General features: G+C 61.1%; 14 protein-coding genes. 7 read left to right on the top strand and 7 right to left on the bottom strand.

Annotated elements, in window-relative coordinates:
• Positions 1 to 18: 18 nt before the first annotated feature.
• The 3 genes from P0D70_RS18230 to P0D70_RS18220 all read left to right on the top strand — a co-directional run bounded on the left by P0D70_RS18230 (position 19) and on the right by P0D70_RS18220 (position 4,236).
• Entirely contained in the window at positions 19 to 837 is an 819-nt protein-coding gene (locus tag P0D70_RS18230) for a class I SAM-dependent methyltransferase (protein ID WP_408185509.1), read from the top strand.
• Positions 838 to 1,067: 230 nt separating this feature from the next.
• Positions 1,068 to 2,396, top strand: coding sequence for an NAD(P)/FAD-dependent oxidoreductase (locus P0D70_RS18225; RefSeq protein ID WP_408185508.1), 1,329 nt, complete (start codon positions 1,068 to 1,070; stop codon positions 2,394 to 2,396).
• Between the two features lie 367 nt (positions 2,397 to 2,763).
• A complete protein-coding gene (locus P0D70_RS18220; protein ID WP_408185556.1) occupies positions 2,764 to 4,236 on the top strand; it encodes a DEAD/DEAH box helicase in 1,473 nt (490 codons plus the stop codon).
• A 238-nt stretch (positions 4,237 to 4,474) separates the two neighbouring features.
• Here the strand turns inward: P0D70_RS18220 and P0D70_RS18215 are convergent, their stop codons facing one another.
• On the bottom strand, positions 4,475 to 5,536 hold the full coding sequence (locus P0D70_RS18215; RefSeq protein ID WP_408185507.1) for a zinc-dependent alcohol dehydrogenase family protein: 1,062 nt from the start codon (positions 5,534 to 5,536) through the stop codon (positions 4,475 to 4,477).
• Positions 5,537 to 5,621: 85 nt separating this feature from the next.
• Between P0D70_RS18215 and P0D70_RS18210 the strand changes: the two genes are divergently transcribed.
• Positions 5,622 to 6,539, top strand: coding sequence for a LysR family transcriptional regulator (locus tag P0D70_RS18210; protein WP_091808500.1), 918 nt, complete (start codon positions 5,622 to 5,624; stop codon positions 6,537 to 6,539).
• A 367-nt stretch (positions 6,540 to 6,906) separates the two neighbouring features.
• Here the strand turns inward: P0D70_RS18210 and P0D70_RS18205 are convergent, their stop codons facing one another.
• Positions 6,907 to 7,638, bottom strand: a complete 732-nt coding sequence (locus P0D70_RS18205; protein WP_091806895.1) for a GntR family transcriptional regulator — start codon at positions 7,636 to 7,638, stop codon at positions 6,907 to 6,909.
• Positions 7,639 to 7,801: 163 nt separating this feature from the next.
• Between P0D70_RS18205 and pcaB the strand changes: the two genes are divergently transcribed.
• Together pcaB and P0D70_RS18195 are read left to right on the top strand one after the other, a co-directional pair.
• Positions 7,802 to 9,172 carry a 3-carboxy-cis,cis-muconate cycloisomerase gene (pcaB, locus tag P0D70_RS18200; protein ID WP_091806894.1) on the top strand — a complete coding sequence of 457 codons (1,371 nt, stop codon included), beginning with the start codon at positions 7,802 to 7,804 and terminating at the stop codon, positions 9,170 to 9,172.
• A 26-nt stretch (positions 9,173 to 9,198) separates the two neighbouring features.
• Positions 9,199 to 10,614 (top strand): cation:dicarboxylate symporter family transporter, encoded by a 1,416-nt coding sequence (locus P0D70_RS18195; RefSeq protein ID WP_408185506.1) that lies wholly within the window; start codon positions 9,199 to 9,201, stop codon positions 10,612 to 10,614.
• A gap of 117 nt (positions 10,615 to 10,731) precedes the next feature.
• Here P0D70_RS18195 and P0D70_RS18190 read toward each other — a convergent pair whose 3' ends face one another.
• The 3 genes from P0D70_RS18190 to P0D70_RS18180 form a co-directional block, all read right to left on the bottom strand.
• Positions 10,732 to 11,481 (bottom strand): SDR family NAD(P)-dependent oxidoreductase, encoded by a 750-nt coding sequence (locus tag P0D70_RS18190; RefSeq protein WP_408185505.1) that lies wholly within the window; start codon positions 11,479 to 11,481, stop codon positions 10,732 to 10,734.
• Positions 11,482 to 11,558: 77 nt separating this feature from the next.
• The gene (folE, locus tag P0D70_RS18185) at positions 11,559 to 12,284 is read right to left on the bottom strand and encodes a GTP cyclohydrolase I (RefSeq protein WP_408185504.1); all 726 of its coding nucleotides are present in this window, start codon (positions 12,282 to 12,284) and stop codon (positions 11,559 to 11,561) included.
• Positions 12,285 to 12,377: 93 nt separating this feature from the next.
• Positions 12,378 to 13,385, bottom strand: coding sequence for a MerR family transcriptional regulator (locus P0D70_RS18180; RefSeq protein WP_408185503.1), 1,008 nt, complete (start codon positions 13,383 to 13,385; stop codon positions 12,378 to 12,380).
• A gap of 223 nt (positions 13,386 to 13,608) precedes the next feature.
• On the opposite strand from P0D70_RS18180, the gene P0D70_RS18175 reads away from it, so the two are divergent.
• The gene (locus P0D70_RS18175) at positions 13,609 to 14,604 is read left to right on the top strand and encodes an NAD(P)/FAD-dependent oxidoreductase (protein ID WP_408185502.1); all 996 of its coding nucleotides are present in this window, start codon (positions 13,609 to 13,611) and stop codon (positions 14,602 to 14,604) included.
• Positions 14,605 to 14,690: 86 nt separating this feature from the next.
• On the opposite strand, the gene P0D70_RS18170 is transcribed toward P0D70_RS18175, so the two are convergent.
• Both P0D70_RS18170 and P0D70_RS18165 read right to left on the bottom strand, forming a co-directional pair.
• Positions 14,691 to 15,470, bottom strand: coding sequence for an EAL domain-containing protein (locus tag P0D70_RS18170; protein WP_408185501.1), 780 nt, complete (start codon positions 15,468 to 15,470; stop codon positions 14,691 to 14,693).
• Positions 15,471 to 15,549: 79 nt separating this feature from the next.
• Complete coding sequence (locus P0D70_RS18165) at positions 15,550 to 16,881, bottom strand: sensor domain-containing diguanylate cyclase (protein ID WP_408185555.1); 1,332 nt, start codon at positions 16,879 to 16,881, stop codon at positions 15,550 to 15,552.
• Between the last annotated feature and the right edge of the window lies 1 nt (position 16,882).

Raw genomic sequence — 16,882 nt, 5'->3', positions numbered from 1 at the left:
GAGCATGAAGGAGGCGCTATGGACAGCATTGGTACCGACAGCCGCTTCGCTGGCTCAATCCCCGAGCTCTACGAAAGCCACCTTGTTCCGCTGATCTTCGAACCCTACGCGATGGATCTCGCGCAGCGGGTAGCTGCGCACCATCCGTCCCACGTGCTTGAGACCGCAGCCGGCACTGGCGTAGTGACCCGCGCGATGGCGTATGCATTGCCCGCGCATGTCGACCTCGTTGCAACCGACCTGAATCAGCCGATGCTCGATCGCGCCGCGGCAATCGGCACTCCAACGCCGGTAATATGGCAACAGGCAGACGCGACCCGGCTACCGTTCGACGACGCGAGTTTCGATGTTGTCGTCTGCCAGTTCGGGGCCATGTTCTTTCCGGACAAAGCGCGCGCGTTTTCCGAAGCTCGGCGCGTACTTCGGCGCGGCGGCGTGTTTCTGTTCAACGTCTGGGATCGTATCGAGGAAAACGAGTTAGCCGATACCGTCACGGCGGCGCTCGCCAGCCTCTTCCCCCTGGACCCGCCGCTCTTCATGGTGCGCACACCGCACGGCTATTTCGACACGCAAGTCATTTCGCGCGACCTCGCGGATGCGGGCTTCAGTGCGGCGCCGCAGTTCGAGACGATTGCGGCGCGCAGCCGCGCGGCATCGGCTCGCGTGGCGGCCGTCGCCTATTGCCAAGGGACGCCGTTGCGCAACGAGATCGAGGCCCGTCATGGTGCGGGTATTGACGAGGCTACGACAGCGTGTGAGACCGCGATCATTGAGCGATTCGGCACGGGATCTGTCGACGCAAAGACCCAGGCGCACGTGGTCCTCGTCCGGCGCTGACAGAGCGAACCGCTGCCTTCTTCGGTAGACGATTCACGATTTGCCTCAGTGCCTGGTGGCCTATCGTTGTATCCCTTTGGGATACAACAGGATCGTCCTATCGGCGAAGCGGTCGAAGACACCAAAATCGTGGCCATGACCTTCGGAAGATGAAATCGTCCTTCATTTGCGCATCTCCGACGGTCTCGACAGCCGTAACCTACCGGTAAGCGGCAACCAACGGCGGTGAAATGCTAAGGATCGACGAAGTCACGGACAGCGAAGGTTTCCCCGAGCGATGTGATGTCGCGGTAATAGGCGGCGGCATTATTGGCGTCAGCACTGCGTATGAACTGGCACGTCGCGGCGTCCAGGTGGCACTGCTCGAAAAGGGCGTCATCGGCTGCGAGCAGTCGGGGCGCAATTGGGGCTGGGTGCGTCAGCAGAATCGCGACCTCCATGAGTTGCCCCTCGCGATGCAGAGCCTCAAGCGCTGGAGCGAACTGAGCGAGGAACTGGGCGAGGACATTGGGTTTCGTCAGGCGGGCATCCTGTACGGCACGGAGCATCAGTCTGACATCGCGCAATGGGAATTATGGCTGGCCCGCGCCCGGGAAGTCGGCTTTGACAGCGAAATCCTCAGTGCGCGCGAGTTGGCCGCGCGCATTCCGTCCGGACGCGCGAAATGGGCTGGCGGGCTGTGGTCGGTCACGGACGGCCGCGCCGAGCCGTCGAAAGCCGCGCCTGCGATTGCTCGCGGCGCGCAAGGTCTCGGCGCGAAGGTATTTCAGAACTGCGCGGTACGAAGTCTCGACACGAGTGCGGGGCGTGTTTCCGGCATCTGGACAGAACGCGGCCGGCTCGCGGCCGATACCGTCGTTCTCGCGGGAGGCGCCTGGAGCGCGTTGTTCTGCCAGCATCACGGCATCGATCTACCCTCCATCAACGTGATGGGAACGGCGTTGCGAACTGCTGAGGCGCCGACGGTCATCGAAGGCTGTTTCTCAGGGCCTAACTTCGCGCTGAGGAGACGGTTGGACGGCGGCTATACGATCGCTGTCCCCGGCTATGGACGCGTGGAACTCGCGCCGCAAAACCTGCGGCACTCGGTGAAGTTTCGCACCATGTTCCGCAGCAAGCTGAAGAAAAAACTGAAGGTTCGCGTCGGTGCCAGCTTCTTCCACGGACCGGAGGCAAGCGCGAACTGGCGCGACGATGACGTCTCGCCGTTCGAAGCAACGCGGGTGCTGGATCCCCGGCCCGATACCGAATGGCTCGGACGCGCCCTGCAAAACGTGGCCAGCGTGTTTCCCGAGCTCGCGGGCTTGCGGATCGCTCACGCATGGGCGGGCGCGATCGACACGACGCCGGACCTCGTTCCCGTCATCTCGAAGGTTAATGCGAAACCCGGTCTCGTGATCGCGTCCGGGTTCAGTGGACACGGCTTTGGACTTGGGCCAGGCGCAGGGGTGCTCGTGAGCCGGCTGGTAATGGACGAGGCGCTGCAGTTCGACATTAAACCCTACCAACTTGCCCGCTTTTCCGACGGAACGAAACTGAGCCGCCCCGAGATGATGTGAGTGGAGGCGGCGAACGAGCTATCGCGGCAGCCCGCTTCGGAGAGTGAACCGCCAGTACGATTCACCATACTGGCGAGCGCATAACCAATTTGGATTGCCGCGGTATTTCATCCAGCACATTACGGCGGTGTATTGCGGCTATCAGGCAGGCGAGTTCGCTGGCACTAAAGATCTGGTCGAGCAGATAACGGGCCAAACGCCGATTTCGGTGCACGATTACGTCATTGCTAACCGAATACAGCGTGCGGACGCGGTGCCCGGCAAGCTACGTTTTTCAGTGGCGATCAACGTCGATGTGCTTGACCATGATCTGCGCCGAAATCAGGCGGCAACAGCTAAAATCGCGGCTTTAGCCCGGAATACGCCAATGTCTTTTGCCTCGCTTGGCCTGATCGATCCCTTGCTGCGTAATCTGCAGGATCTCAATTATCAGACGCCTACGCCAATTCAGGCCAAGGCGATTCCTGCTGTGCTCAGTGGCAAGGACGTCATGGCAGCGGCACAAACCGGCACGGGCAAAACGGCGGGTTTTGCGCTGCCGCTGCTGCAACGGCTAGTGCAACACGGCCCGGCGGTGTCCAGCAACCGCGCGCGTGTTCTTGTGCTGGTGCCCACGCGTGAACTGGCCGAACAGGTGCTGCAAAGCTTTGTCGATTACGGCAAGGGCCTCGACTTACGATTTCTGGCCGCCTACGGCGGTGTGAGTATCAACCCGCAGATGATGAAGTTGCGCAAAGGCGTGGATGTGCTCGTTGCGACGCCGGGCCGTTTGCTGGATCTCAATCGCCAAAATGCGGTGCAGTTTGATCAAGTACAAACGCTGGTGCTGGATGAAGCAGACCGCATGCTGGATCTGGGCTTTGCGCGCGAACTCAACGCCGTCTTTGCTGCGTTGCCCGCTCAGCGCCAGACCCTGCTGTTCTCCGCCACGTTTACCGATGATATCCGCGCCATGGCGGCGGGCATTCTGCGCGGCCCGGTCAATATCAGCGTCAGCCCGCCCAATGCGACGGCCAGCAAGATCAAGCAATGGGTAGTGCCGGTGGATAAGAGGAACAAGCCAGACCTCTTCATGCATCTCGTGGCCGAGAACAACTGGCAACACGCGCTGGTGTTCGTCAAAACCCGCAATGGCGTGGATTACCTGGCGGCCATGCTGGATGAAGCGGGCTATGCGGTCGACACCATCCACGGCGACAAACCGCAACCCGCGCGTCTGCGTGCGCTGGAGCGCTTCAAGACGCGCGAAGTACATATGCTGGTAGCCACCGATGTGGCTGCGCGCGGGCTGGATATCGACGACCTGCCGCTGGTGATCAACGTTGACCTGCCGATCGTGGCGCAAGACTACGTACACCGTATTGGCCGTACCGGACGCGCCGGCGCCAGCGGCGTGGCGGTGTCTCTCGTGTGTGCCGATGAAGCGCCGCAACTGGCCGCGATTGAAGCACTGATCCGGCAAACACTGCCCCGTGAAGAAGAGCCGGGTTTTGAAGCCGAACACCGCGTGCCGGAAACCAGCGCGACGGGCCAGATCATCAAGAAACCCAAGAAGCCTAAGAAGCCCAAAGTCCCGCATGCCGCGGCGGGCGCCATACAGGTGCTCAGCAAGAAACCGCGCCCGCAAGGTGGCGAAAACAAACGCAAGCCCGCGGCGCAACGCGCTGCGGCCGCGGGAAAAGGCACAAGCGGCACAAGCGGAACAAGCGGCACAAGCGGCACAAGCTTGTCCGGCAGCAGCCCATTCAGCGTGCAAAAGCCACGCAGCAAACCCGCCGGCAAGCCAGCCGCGGGTTCACGCAAGCCGGCTGGCAAACCCGCGGGTGGCCGCGGTCATTGACCTGGTTCGCCCCGAAAGGACGCTCAACGCGTCGCAGGGCGACGGCAGCTTTGAGTTCACAAACAGACTTTGGTAAAGCGCCAGCGCCGCGCGCTGGCGGCAGCGCGATCTTAGGCAGCACTGGTCGCTAAGTCCGGAGGTGGTCCTTCCGCGGACTCAGCGACCACGGCGCGCTGAATCCGAGGGGCTCGAACCTGGAGGAGTCGTTGACAGCTCAGCCGCCCGGACCCCACGCTTATCAAGCGTCGCCGATGCTGATCACGACTTTGCCGAAGGGGCCGCGAGCAAGATGTTCAAATGCCTGCACGGTCTCGTCGAAGCGATAAACGCGATCGATGACGGGCTTGATCTTGTGTGCATTGAGGAACACGTTCATGCGCTCAAAGGACGTGCGCGGCGCGACCGCGATCCCGCGAATCGTCGTTTGCCGGAAGATCAGCGGCATCAGATCGAGAGCGCTCGTCTGTCCCGTCAGGAAACCAACCTGCGCTATCACGCCTTGCACCTTGGTGGCCGCAACAGACTGGTTGATCCCGTTCCCACCCGCGACGTCGATCGTCACGTCCGCCCCCAAACCGCCGGTTAGTTCGAGCACCTTCGCCGACCAGTTCGGATGCGTCCTGTAGTTGATCCCTTCAACCTTGTCGCTATTGAGCAGCGCCTTCACTTTCGCGAGGTTCTCGTCCTTGCTCGACGTGACGATCACACGTGCGCCATGGGCAATGGCGATCTGCGCCGCGAAGATCGAAACACCTCCCGTTCCTTGCACGAGTACCGTTTGCCCTGATTCCAGGTGGCCGACGTCGGTCAGCGCGTACCAGGCGGTCAATGCAGCGATCGGCAGGGTCGATGCTTCCTCGTCGCTCATCGACGCGGGCGCTGGCACCGCGCTGTCTTCGTGGATGATCATGAATTCGGCGAGTCCTCCCGGCAACGGCATACCCAGGCAATATGCCGGTTCGTCGGGACCGGGCGCACCATCGATCCAGTGCGAGTACAGCGTCGAGTTCACGCGGTCACCGACTTTGAAGCGGGTTACACCGTCACCGATGGCGACCACCGTGCCGGCTGCGTCCGACACGGGAATTAGCGGTTTGGGTACGCTCGCGGGCTCATAAATACCATCAACGATAGCCTTGTCACGGAAGTTCAGCGATACCGCGCCGACCTTTACCAGAAGCTCGCCCGGCTGTGGCGTGGGCGTCTGCACCTCACCAGCGCGTAGGTTAGGGAGACCAAAATCGTGGAGAAGCCATGCTTTCATTTCACACCTCATGTTCGCTGCAACGGCGGATGCCATCGTGCTAAACAGTGTAATTTCGGCGATCCGGTTGAGTTAGAGGGTAAAATTCCATACATTCCATCCAGTGATTCCAGAATTAAGTATGGACGATCGTTTTGCTGGCATTCGCGAGTTTGTTGCCGCCGTCGATCACGGCAGCTTTACCGCCGCCGGTGAGTTGCTGGGCCTTACCGGTTCCGCGGTCGGCAAGAACATCTCGCGGCTGGAGGTGCGGCTCGGTGTGCAACTGCTGCACCGGACGACGCGCCGCATTGACCTGACGACCGCGGGCGAGACTTTCCTGCTCACGTGCCGACGCATCCTTGAAGATCTGGACCAAACAGAAGCCTTTCTGTCGACGGGCCACGAACAACCTATTGGCCGCCTGCGCGTCGATCTTCCGACGACTTTTGGCCGCCGGCACATCGTGCCTGCACTGTTGAATCTGACCCGGCGATTTCCGCGGCTGGATCTCGCCGTCACGTTGCAGGATCGGGCGGTGGATCTCGTCAGCGAGGGAGTCGATCTGGCGGTGCGTATCGGCACACTCGATGCATTTCCGGATCTCGTCGCGCGTAAGCTTGGCGAGCAGAGGCTCGTTATTTGCGCCGCGCCCGATTACCTGGCACGAACCGGCGAACCGGTGCAACGCGACGATCTGCTCACACACGATTGCTTGATCGGATGGCGTAGCAACGTACGGTCCGGCTGGCTATTGGCAGATGCGGCGAACGACAGCGGAGCCGCTTACTTTGATGTGCGAGCGCGTCACGAGTTAACGGACGGCGACACCTTGCTGAACGCGTGCGTAACGGGCTGCGGCCTTGCCCAGCTTCCCGGATGGCTGGCGCGAGATGCTTTGCGCACGGGCGCGCTGCGAGAAGTGCTGCCGAGCCTGTCGACGACAACACCGATTCATGCGATCTGGCAGAAGACACGACACCTTCAGCCGAAAGTCAAAGTCGCTGTTGATGAATTGGTGCAACTCGCTGCGTTCGAAGCGTCGGTGTTCCAACCTTGATAGTCGGGGCACTCTCGCTTGCGAGCATCGGCGAGCGAGGCGGACGTGCCGGAGGCGAATCTCCGTTCGCGGGCTCAAGCTGCCGTCCGGATGTCTGACGCAAGCGCACCACCCATGTCGCTTGTTGGTCGACCTCTGCCTCATGCAAACGGCATGAACTTCGGAATCCAGAACGGTCGCGATCGGCAGCACGCGACCCTGAACTGCCCTCCATGAAGATGCCTCCACAGTCGACAATGGCATTCAAAAAGCGGTCACCGGCTGGAGCGGCAATTGCCTTAAGCATTGCGGTCGATCGGGGTTGAAACGGAACAGCCAATTGCCCGCAAACTGCGGTCGATTGGTCCGCTTGCAACCCCTGCAACGGCTAAGCGTCGGAGCGCTTCAGTCGCATCGAAACCGAGAAGCGTTCAGCCGGATGGACGCTTATCGACACTTCAAAGGTTTCCCCCGCGGAGTCAAGGTAGCGCCGCACAATCTCAAGCGCCGCAGTGCCCTTATCGACTTTCAGCCTTTCCGCCATCTCCTGCGAAATCAACGCGGCGTGCACGTCCTGCTGGATCTCCGCGATGCAGCGACCATAACGCGCTTCGATTAACGAGCTGATAAGCGCATCCGGTTGAGATCGCGCAGCATCTGCGACTTCCGTGTAAGCCGGATCGATATATACGTCGGTCCAACCGACCGGCGCACTCTCCCTGTCGCCGTCGATGCGCAGGCTCGAAACGCGCAGCCATCGCGCACCGTCAGCACACTTCAGCGTTTTGGCGAGCTTGCCGCTAGCGAAGATCTCCTCCGTCGATTGCACCAGACGCAAGTGCTCGGAGCCGAACTGAACGAGATCGTCCACCGATGCGAGCGAAGGCCGAAACTCGTTCTTCGGCTGCGTCGATTCAACGCGCGTTCCCGCGTTCTTGCGTCGCGACACGAGCCCCAACTGCTGCAATTCATGCAGCGCTGCGCGAACCGTATGCCGGCTCGTCTGATAGTGGTCGCGCAGTTCAAGTTCGGTGGGCAGATACGAGCCGACCGGATAGCGGCCGGACGCAATGCTCTCAGTCAAGTCGCGAGCGATGTCGGCGAAGTGCGGTCGATTCATTTTTGGGTGGCGATGGAGCCAATTTATCAGGGGCTAGGGTAAATCATAGCTTGTTCAACATGTCCGAACATATTAATTTAATTATGTCCGGACATATCGATGGTTTTCCGCGAATCGTCCCGGCCCTTTTTAAACCGGTTTCCTGCACTTCCGAGAGGTCTTCATGACGAGTCGCACTGTCCCTATGGCCAGCACTGTGGTCGATTCAATCCTGTTTCGCGACGCCTTCGGCACACCGAAGATGCGTGCGCTGTTCTCCGATTACGCGCTCGTGCAGCGCTATATCGACGTGGAAGTGGCGCTGGCCAGGGCTGAAGCGCGCGTTGGCGTGATTCCGGCCGATGCGGCTGAAGTGATCGCCCGTGAATCGACGATCGAGCGGATCGATTTCGATCACATGCGCGAGGAGACAGACATTGTGGGTTATCCGATTCTGCCGCTCGTTCACCAACTCGTCGGCATGTGCGGCGAAGCGGGCCGTTACGTCCATTGGGGCGCGACGACACAAGACATCATGGATACGGCGGTCTCGCTGCAGGTGCGCGATGCGCTCGATCTAATCGACAGCGACATACGCGATCTGCGCACGATTCTGGTCGGTCTTGCAAAGAAACACCGCGATACGCCGATGGCGGGCCGCACACACTTGCAGCAGGCGCTGCCCATCACGTTTGGCTACAAGGTCGCCATCTGGCTCGCGATGTTCGACCGGCATCAACAACGCCTCGCAGAGTTGCGGCCGAGGGTGGCCGTCGTCGGATTCGCAGGGGCTGCGGGAACGCTGGCCTCGCTCGGCGACAAGGGTTTCGAGGTTCAGAAGGCGCTCGCCGATGAACTGAAGCTCGGCGTACCCGCAACCACGTGGCACGTAGCACGCGACGGTCTCGCCGAAGCCGTCAACCTGCTGACGCTCGTGACGGGTTCTCTCGGCAAAATCGCGCTCGACATCATGATCATGGCGTCGACGGAGTTCGCCGAAGTGTACGAGCCTTTCGTCAAGGGGCGCGGTGCAAGCAGCACCATGCCGCAAAAACGCAATCCGATTTCCAGCGAACTGATGCTTGCCGCAGCGAAAGCAGTGCGGCAGCAAGCGGGTCTAATGGTCGACGCGATGATCCAGGACTTCGAGCGCGCCACGGGCCCATGGCACGCGGAATGGATCGCCATTCCCGAAAGCTTCATCCTCTCGGCTGGCGCGCTGCATCAGGCCAAGTTTGCGCTAGGGGGATTGATCGTCGACACCGAACGCATGAAGCACAACCTGGGTATCACCCGGGGGTTGATCGTCGCGGAGGCAGTCATGATGGGAATGGCGCCGTTCACCGGCCGCCAGCAGGCTCACGATATCGTCTACGACGCGTGCCGTACCGTGAACGAGAAAGGCGGCACGCTCGCCGAAGCGCTCGCGGCGCTGCCTGAAGTTACCAGGCACTTCGACCGCGCGGCTATCGATCGAATGACCGATCCAGCCAACTATCTCGGCCTCGCGCCACAAATGGTCGATCGCGCCGTCGAATTGTCCAGCGGCATTTGATTGAAAGACGTGGAGGAGCGCACATCATGAACAACCATAACGCATCAAACGCATCGCCGGACGTTCCGCCGCCCAGAAGGCTGCCGTGGTACCGCAGGCTGGGAATGCAGGTTCTGGCCGGGCTGATCCTCGGGATTGCCGTGGGTCTGATTTTCCCGAAGGTGGGTGGGCAGCTGAAGGTACTGGGCGACATCTTCCTGTCGCTTATCAAGGCCGGTGTCGCGCCGCTCGTGTTTCTCACCATCGTGCATGGCATCGCGTCGGCCGGTGACGTCAAGAGCGCGGGCCGCGTAGGATGGCGCTCGATTGTCTACTTTGAAGTGGTATCGACCATTGCCTTGATGGTCGGCCTGCTGGCTGGCAACCTGCTGCAAACCGGAAAGGGCATGACGGCCATCGCCGTCGGAGCAGCGCCGCCGGCGGTTGCAAAAATGGAATCACAAGGCTTCGTCGCGTTTGTCATGCACCTCGTGCCGGATAACTTCATCGGCGCCTTCGTGAAAGGAGAACTGCTGCAGGTGGTGGTGCTGGCTGTGATGGTCGGTATCGGGATACTCGCGATTCCTGAACGCCGCCGCGTCCGGATCAACGAGGGACTCGATCTTGTTTCCGAAGTCCTGTTCTCGTTCATCAACCTGGTGATGAAGCTGGCGCCGCTCGGCACCTTCGGCGCCGTCGCTTACGCGGTGGGCAGCAACGGCACCGCCGTGCTCATTGCACTTGCCCAACTCGTTCTCAGTTTCTACGCGGTTGTGATCCTGTTCATCGTCGTGGTCATGGGAATCATCGCGAAACTGGCAGGCTTTAGTCTGTGGCGCTTCCTCCGCTATATCAAGGACGAAATTTTTATCGTGCTGGGTACCGCGTCGTCCGAGAGCGCGCTGCCGCGCCTTTTAATCAAGCTCGAACGGCTCGGTTGCGCGAAGCAGACAGTCGGTCTCGTGTTGCCTACCGGCTATGCGTTCAATCTCGACGGCACATCGCTTTTCATGTCGATGGGCGTGCTGTTCATCGCTCATGCGTATGGCGTGCCAATTACGCTGCAGCATCAGGTCGGCCTGCTCCTATTGATGCTGTTGACCTCCAAAGGTGCGGCCACGGTGTCAGGCGGATCGTTTGTGGTGTTTGCTGCGACGGTGGCGTCGACCGGCATCCTGCCTGTTGAAGGGGTTGCGGTGATTTTCGGGGTCTACCGCTTCATGTCAATGGCGATCGCCGCCTGCAACACGATCGGTAACAGCGTTGCCACGGTCGTGATTGCAAAGTGGTCGCATACGTTCGACGCGCAGGTCGCCGAGCGTCATTTCTATCCGGAGCGCTACCCGGCCACCGCGCATGCCGACGAAAGTCTTGATGACGGTAACTTGCTGCCCGAGGACACGAGCGACGCGAATCCGCACTCTGGCGGCATCTCTATGAAAAGTGCGGGCACAGCGCGATGATCTGTTCCGTTGGGCCGTGGGCGCCCCATCGGAGGCCTGCCGATTCCACGCGCAGGCAACTGGAGCCCGAAGCGATTCGGGGAAACTCCACGCTGACTGACACGTAACGATATGGCATCACGCGCCCGCCATCGAATGAAGGATGCCATGGCCGCCGTCCACCCCGATCTGCTGGCCAGTGATCCAGCCAGCATCATCGCCTAGCAGAAAGTCGATCAACGCCGCCGCGTCCTCGCCTTGACCCAGACGCCTCATCGGATTGAGCTTTGACATCCGGGCGATCGACTCAGGTGAGCCCGTCAGCTTCGACGACATGTTCGAGACAGTTAATCCTGGATGAACGCAATTCACCCGAATACCCCGCTCAGCGTAGGTCGCGGCTGCCGTGACGGCGAGCGCCGCCACCGCGGCCTTTGCACCGGCAATGGCCTCGTGATTCGGAAATCCAGACTGCGCCGCAACCGTGCCCACCAGTACGGCGCTCGAGGGCTTGCGATGGGCGAGCGCAGCGGTAACGAAAGCCCGAAGCACGTGCCACGCACTGATGTAGTTATCGGCAAGAGTCGCTCGCATATCCGCTTCGCTGGTCAGGTGCAGCGGTCTGATCAGAATCGATCCAACGCAATGGGCGACACCTGTCACTTCCCCAAAGCGCTCAATACCTGCCTGAATTGCACATTGCACCTGCGCTGCATCGGTTGCGTCGGCGGGTGCAGCGAGTGCGCGCTCTCCAAGTTCGTCGGCGAGTTCGGTGAGCCTCGTTCCGTCGCGAGATGTAAGAACAACGCTTAGACCGCGCGCTGACAGTCTCCGGGCCAGTGCAGATCCGACTGCACCGCTCGCGCCAGTAATCCAGATCGCCGCCATTGCCTCACTCCCGACAAGTACCCGCTACGTTCAGCCACTCAATACCGACCACCAAGGCTCACTTTCTGCCCCGCCAGTCAATTCCGACCCGGTAGAAGATCCAGAAACTCGCGACGCAATGCGGGATCCCGAAGAAACGAACCGCGCATGACGCTGTTGACCATTTTTGCGTCGTCGTCTTTCGTGCCGCGCCAATGCATGCAGAAGTGGTCGGCCTCCAGCACCACCGCAAGCCCGTCGGGCTGGATGCGTTCCTCGAGCAGATCCGCGATCTGCTTGACGGCCTCTTCCTGGATCTGCGGCCGGGTCATGATCCAGTTGATCAGACGGCCGTACTTGGACAGGCCAATGAGGTTTGAACTCTCATTGGGCATCACTCCAATCCAGACCCGGCCCATGATCGGACACAGGTGATGGGAGCAGGCGCTGCGCACACGCAGCGGGCCCACGATCATCAATTCATTGAGCCGTTCGACATTCGGAAATTCGGTGACAGCCGGCGCGGTGTCGTATCGTCCCGCAAAGACTTCGCGAACGAACATTTTCGCCACGCGTTGCGCGGTTTCGTGCGTGTTGTGATCGTTGTCGACATCGATGACGAGCGAGCGCAAAACGCCCTGTAGCTTGTCCGCGACCTCCTTTTGCAGCAGTTCCAGTTCTCCCTCGCGAAGGTAGTCGGCGATGTTGTCGTTCGCGTGGAATCGGGCTCCCGCACTGAGAAGCCGACATCTGATCCGCTGCGAAAGCGGCACGCCCTCGCCCAGCTCCAGGCCGTGGCGTATGTCCTGCGCGACTGATTCCATGAGACTTTTCTCCCAACGTCAATGTGTCAATCCGTACGCGTAACGTGCGCTGTAAACCTTGCGCCGTATGCCCCCGACTCGCGAAGACCCGTCTCACTCCGCCTGATGCGGTTGAGGCGACCAGCCTTCTTCGCGCACCACACGCTCGAGCGCCGACTCGATCAGCACGCGCGCGCGATTGGCGACGTCGCCGAGATGCCGGTGTAACGCAACGTCGTGCGCCGAGCGCGATGTACATTCGTCGCTATAGGATTCGAACGTCGACAGTTGCATCACCAGTTCAGCAAGGTGCCGCGGACATTCGCAGGCAATCGTCGACGAGCGGGCAGCGATGGCTTCGAGCTCGGCGTCGTCGTACCGACGTGGCGAGCGCGACCAGGAGGGGGCTTCGCCGGCCTCATGCGCCACCCGAGCGCTGTGGCACAGATCGCCGAGCATCTGGCGAAGCTCGGTCCTGCTGTCGGGCTCCCGATACAGCCGCACACCCGCGAGGCGCAACGCTTCTGCCGCGCGCCCCGTACCGAAGCCGTACACCACGGCAACCGCCGCCGCGCCGCAGGCGTCGCTGAGCGCGAGAACGTCCGAAGCGGCGTCCTCATGCAGCGCAGGAACACGCAGTAGCAGAAGGTTCGCCTCTTCCCCTTCAGATGACGCGCCTTCGCGCGCCGCCGCGAGATCCGCATACTCCGCGAGCTTGCCAACGCCGTAGCGCCGCAGATCGATACCCGTTTCAGCCAGGCGCCGGGCCAGATTCTCCCCCACTAGCGTGAGCCGGAACCTGACCTCATGACTGGCATTGGTGGGGCGCGATCTGCCGCTGGACGCCTCCCCTGCGGCAAGAAACTCGAGTTGCTCGCGCTCGAGCCGCGCAATCGCTCCAATCGCGTGGCCGCGCTGCACCAGCGCGTTGATCAGAACCAGCCGGCGCACGTCGTCCTCGGAATACAGGCGCTGTCCGGCCTCACTTTTGGCCGGGCCCACCACTTCGTAGCGCCGCTCCCAAAGCCTGAGCCTCGTGACCGGCATCCGCGCAAGCCGGGCGGCCTCCCCGCTCCTGTAATTGCGAGCGGGCGACGTGTCTTCGACGGAGGGCGACGGCATGGCCATTCCTTTAGCGTTGCATGACTCGGGATAATATTCCTGTTTCGAGTCAATGTGAATCATTATTGCGAGTCGAGTCGCCTCCTCAAAGTTAAAAAAGATCGTCAATGTGTCATACTTGGACATCAAGACTCCATACTCGGAGTCACCGTGACGCATCTCAATGCGAAATTGGCTTTGGTGGCGGGTCCCTGCGAGTCCGCGAACCCTGGAGAGAGAAGTCATGCCTATAAAACGGAAAGGCCCACGAATAGCCGTCGTCGGTGCGGGGATCGCCGGGTTGTCATGCGCGACGGTGCTGCGCCGCTCCGGGTTCGAGGTCAACGTGTTCGACAAAAGCCGCGGGCCTGCCGGGCGGATGAGCACCCGTCGCCAGGGCGACTGGCAGTGCGACCATGGGGCGCAGTACTTCACCGCTCGCGATCCGCTCTTCCAGGCGGAAGTGGCGCGTTGGCAGAACGCGGGCGTCGCCGCGATATGGCCTGCACGGATCGCGGTGCTCGATGGGTCCGCACAAACCGCATGGGCGAGCAAGCAAGACCGCTTCGTCGGTACGCCGTCAATGAACTCGCCCGCGAAGTTTCTGGCTGACGCTCAGTCGGTGACCTTGGGTTGCACTGTCACGGCATTGCATCGGGATGGGCGACAGTGGCGTCTCGTGTCAGCCGAACAGGGCATGCTTGCGGATCGCTTCGACGTCGTGGTCCTCGCCATGCCCGCCCCGCAGGCGGCGGACTTGCTGCGTGAAGCCGCGACCGGACTGGCGGTGCTCGCACGCGAGACCGCGATGCGCCCATGTTGGGCACTCATGGTGCGCCTGCCCGCTCGCGTGCCAGTGCCGTTCGATGCCGCTTTCATCAATCAGGGGCCCCTGCGCTGGATAGCGCGCGACAGCAGCAAGCCGGGCCGCAACGGCCCCGAAACATGGTTGCTGCACGCGAACGCGGACTGGAGCGAGCTCTACATCGACGCCAGCGCGGAACGTGTCGCGGATTGTCTGCTCGAAGCGTTTGCGCTGCACGGCGGCCAAAAGTCCACCGAATGGACGGCGCACCGCTGGCGATTTGCTGACACCGAGGCTAGCGAGGAGCCCGCGCCTGGATACATGTGGGATGAAGCCAGCGGCCTGGCATTGTGTGGCGATTGGCTCAACGGCGGCAGAGTCGAGGGTGCGTGGCACAGCGGCCGGATGCTGGGCGAGCGAATCGCCACCTGGTAGCTCGCGGCCCCATCGACAAAGCAGTCACCAAGCCAGATCAAAGGTGCAAGGTAACCTGGACTGCTAGCAGACCAGCATGCTTATGGCTATGTAAAGCACTTTAGCTTATCGATTGCCGGAATCGTTTTAAAACCTGGTTTTGCGAAAAAATAGCCCTGCATCAGGCTGACTCCATGCGCAACAAAGAAGTCTCGTTCGCCCCTGGTTTCGATGCCTTCCGCCACGACACGGATACCAAGATCGTCGCAAATTGAAATCACGCCTCGCACGATGCGCTGACGCACCGGGTCAGTGTCGATACCGCGGAGCAGTCCCATGTCGAGCTTGATGATGTCGGGCTGGAAATCCACCAGCAGAGCAAGCCCCGAATAACCGGCTCCGAAATCATCAATTGCCGTCAGGAAGCCAAATGTCTTGTATGCCCTGAAAATCTCGACCAGATGTGTGCGGTCGGCCAGATGTTCACCTTCAACGGTCTCGAATATGATTTTTTCAATCGGGAAACCATGCGTCTGCGCAGCTTCCAGAGTGCTCCTGATGCATACCTCCGGCCGATAGACCGCGTTGGGCATGAAATTGATGGAGAGAAACGAGTCGAGACCTAACGCGGCTGCACTGGCGATCGCAACCTGCCGGCAGCGTTGGTCAAAATGGTATTTGTTTGCATCGTCGATCTGCGACAGCACCGAGTGCGCGGATTCCCCGTGCGCACCACGCACGAGCGCCTCGCATGCAAACACAGCCTGGGCGCTCACATCGACGATGGGCTGAAACGCGAAATCGATCTCTATCGGCAGGGGCGTAATGTCCTTGCACCCGGAACATCGTTGCGGCTGTCCCGCCACCCCATCGGGGCTACGAATCATGAAGGAGTCCATCTCTTGTTATCGCGCTGATTGTTTGCTGATTAGGATTGACGCCGTTGGTCCTGCTGCGGGGCGGCCGTCACTCTCCCGGTGTGTTGGCTTCTTCGCAGGCGGAGCATGCTTCGCCCGCCGGCTCCAAAACCTCACCGCGTACGCAGTTCCGCCCTGCTCTTTTCGCCTCGTAGAGCGCGCGGTCGGCGGCAGCCAGCAATCCCTGGAGCGTCGGATTGGCAGGACTCAATGTCGCGACGCCCAGACTGATCGTCGCTTTCAATTGCCCGACCGCCGTTTCGATTCGCGCCCGCTCGACCGCAACCCGCAGCCGTTCAGCGACCACCAACGCTTCTCCAGCCGTCGTAGACGGGAGCATCAGAATGAATTCCTCGCCGCCGAGTCTCGCGACCGTGTCGGACGTGCGTAACAGCCCCTTCGCTTCGCCGGCGATCCGTTTCAAAACCTCGTCACCCGCCTGATGCCCGGCCGTGTCGTTGATCCGCTTGAAGTAATCCGCGTCCAGCATAACGACCGACAATGCCCGCCCATGTCGTTCGGCGCGCGCCACCTCGGATTCGGCAACTTCAAAGAAGTGGGCCCGGCTGGATACGCCTGTCAGGTGGTCGGTCGTAAGCAGGCGCGCAAGGTTGTCGCTGCTCACCTTGCGCTCCGTCACGTCTCTCAGAACGACCGAATACCCCGCTATCTCCCCTTCCTCTTCGCGCAGCACCGCGACGAGAACCTGCCCCCAGTAGCGTCGACCGCCCCTGGTTTCACACCAGAACTCCTCCACGTGCCAACCCTCGTCACGCGTTAGCGCGATATGCTCCGGTGAACGGTGCGATACGTGCTCGTCGCGGGCATAAAAGCACGAGAGTGTGTGCCCGACGACGTCGGTCTCGCCAAATCCCGTCAGGCGTTCAACCGATGGATTCCAGCTTTCAATACGCCCTTGCGCATCAAGCGAGAAGAAAGCAAAGTCGTTGACGCTCGTGTAGATTCCGGCCAGCCACGATTCTGTTTGCCGCGCTCTTCTCTCGGCCGCAACCTGCCGGGAAATGTCCGTCAGCACCGTCATCAGCAGATTCTCACCCACCTTGATGATGGAACAGGCGAGCACGACCGCCCCCTCTTTGGCCGGCGTCACAAACACCCGGTGGTTTTCACACACTGCCCCCCGCTCGCCCTCAAAGCTGGCCGCCAGGTTGCGAAGCTCCGGCGCCACTGACGCCAGGCTATCGAAAATATTCTCGATACCGCCGCCTTTTACCAGAGGCATGAGAAGCTGCGCGGCAAGGGGGTTCATCATGTCCACGAGACCCGCCTGGTCGCTGCGGATAATCCCGACCGGGGACAGGTACATGAACGAGAGTAACGCCTCGTATTCGGACTCGAGGTCGTTCGTGTCTGGATTCACC

The organism is Paraburkholderia sp. RL17-381-BIF-C (assembly GCF_046026435.1).
Classification (GTDB): domain Bacteria; phylum Pseudomonadota; class Gammaproteobacteria; order Burkholderiales; family Burkholderiaceae; genus Paraburkholderia.
The sequence above is the reverse complement of the archived record's forward strand: the minus strand, read 5'-3'. Positions and strand labels throughout refer to the sequence as shown.

What these genes read in the sequence shown, in the direction of transcription:
- P0D70_RS18195 (WP_408185506.1), top strand. Translation starts at nt 9,199, where the DNA reads ATGAACAACCATAACGCATCAAACGCATCGCCGGACGTTCCGCCGCCC.
- P0D70_RS18230 (WP_408185509.1), top strand. Translation starts at nt 19, where the DNA reads ATGGACAGCATTGGTACCGACAGCCGCTTCGCTGGCTCAATCCCCGAG.
- P0D70_RS18205 (WP_091806895.1), bottom strand. Translation starts at nt 7,638, where the DNA reads ATGAATCGACCGCACTTCGCCGACATCGCTCGCGACTTGACTGAGAGC.
- P0D70_RS18190 (WP_408185505.1), bottom strand. Translation starts at nt 11,481, where the DNA reads ATGGCGGCGATCTGGATTACTGGCGCGAGCGGTGCAGTCGGATCTGCA.
- P0D70_RS18220 (WP_408185556.1), top strand. Translation starts at nt 2,764, where the DNA reads ATGTCTTTTGCCTCGCTTGGCCTGATCGATCCCTTGCTGCGTAATCTG.
- P0D70_RS18180 (WP_408185503.1), bottom strand. Translation starts at nt 13,385, where the DNA reads ATGCCGTCGCCCTCCGTCGAAGACACGTCGCCCGCTCGCAATTACAGG.
- P0D70_RS18210 (WP_091808500.1), top strand. Translation starts at nt 5,622, where the DNA reads ATGGACGATCGTTTTGCTGGCATTCGCGAGTTTGTTGCCGCCGTCGAT.
- P0D70_RS18215 (WP_408185507.1), bottom strand. Translation starts at nt 5,536, where the DNA reads ATGGCATCCGCCGTTGCAGCGAACATGAGGTGTGAAATGAAAGCATGG.
- P0D70_RS18170 (WP_408185501.1), bottom strand. Translation starts at nt 15,470, where the DNA reads ATGATTCGTAGCCCCGATGGGGTGGCGGGACAGCCGCAACGATGTTCC.
- P0D70_RS18225 (WP_408185508.1), top strand. Translation starts at nt 1,068, where the DNA reads ATGCTAAGGATCGACGAAGTCACGGACAGCGAAGGTTTCCCCGAGCGA.
- P0D70_RS18175 (WP_408185502.1), top strand. Translation starts at nt 13,609, where the DNA reads ATGCCTATAAAACGGAAAGGCCCACGAATAGCCGTCGTCGGTGCGGGG.
- folE (WP_408185504.1), bottom strand. Translation starts at nt 12,284, where the DNA reads ATGGAATCAGTCGCGCAGGACATACGCCACGGCCTGGAGCTGGGCGAG.
- pcaB (WP_091806894.1), top strand. Translation starts at nt 7,802, where the DNA reads ATGACGAGTCGCACTGTCCCTATGGCCAGCACTGTGGTCGATTCAATC.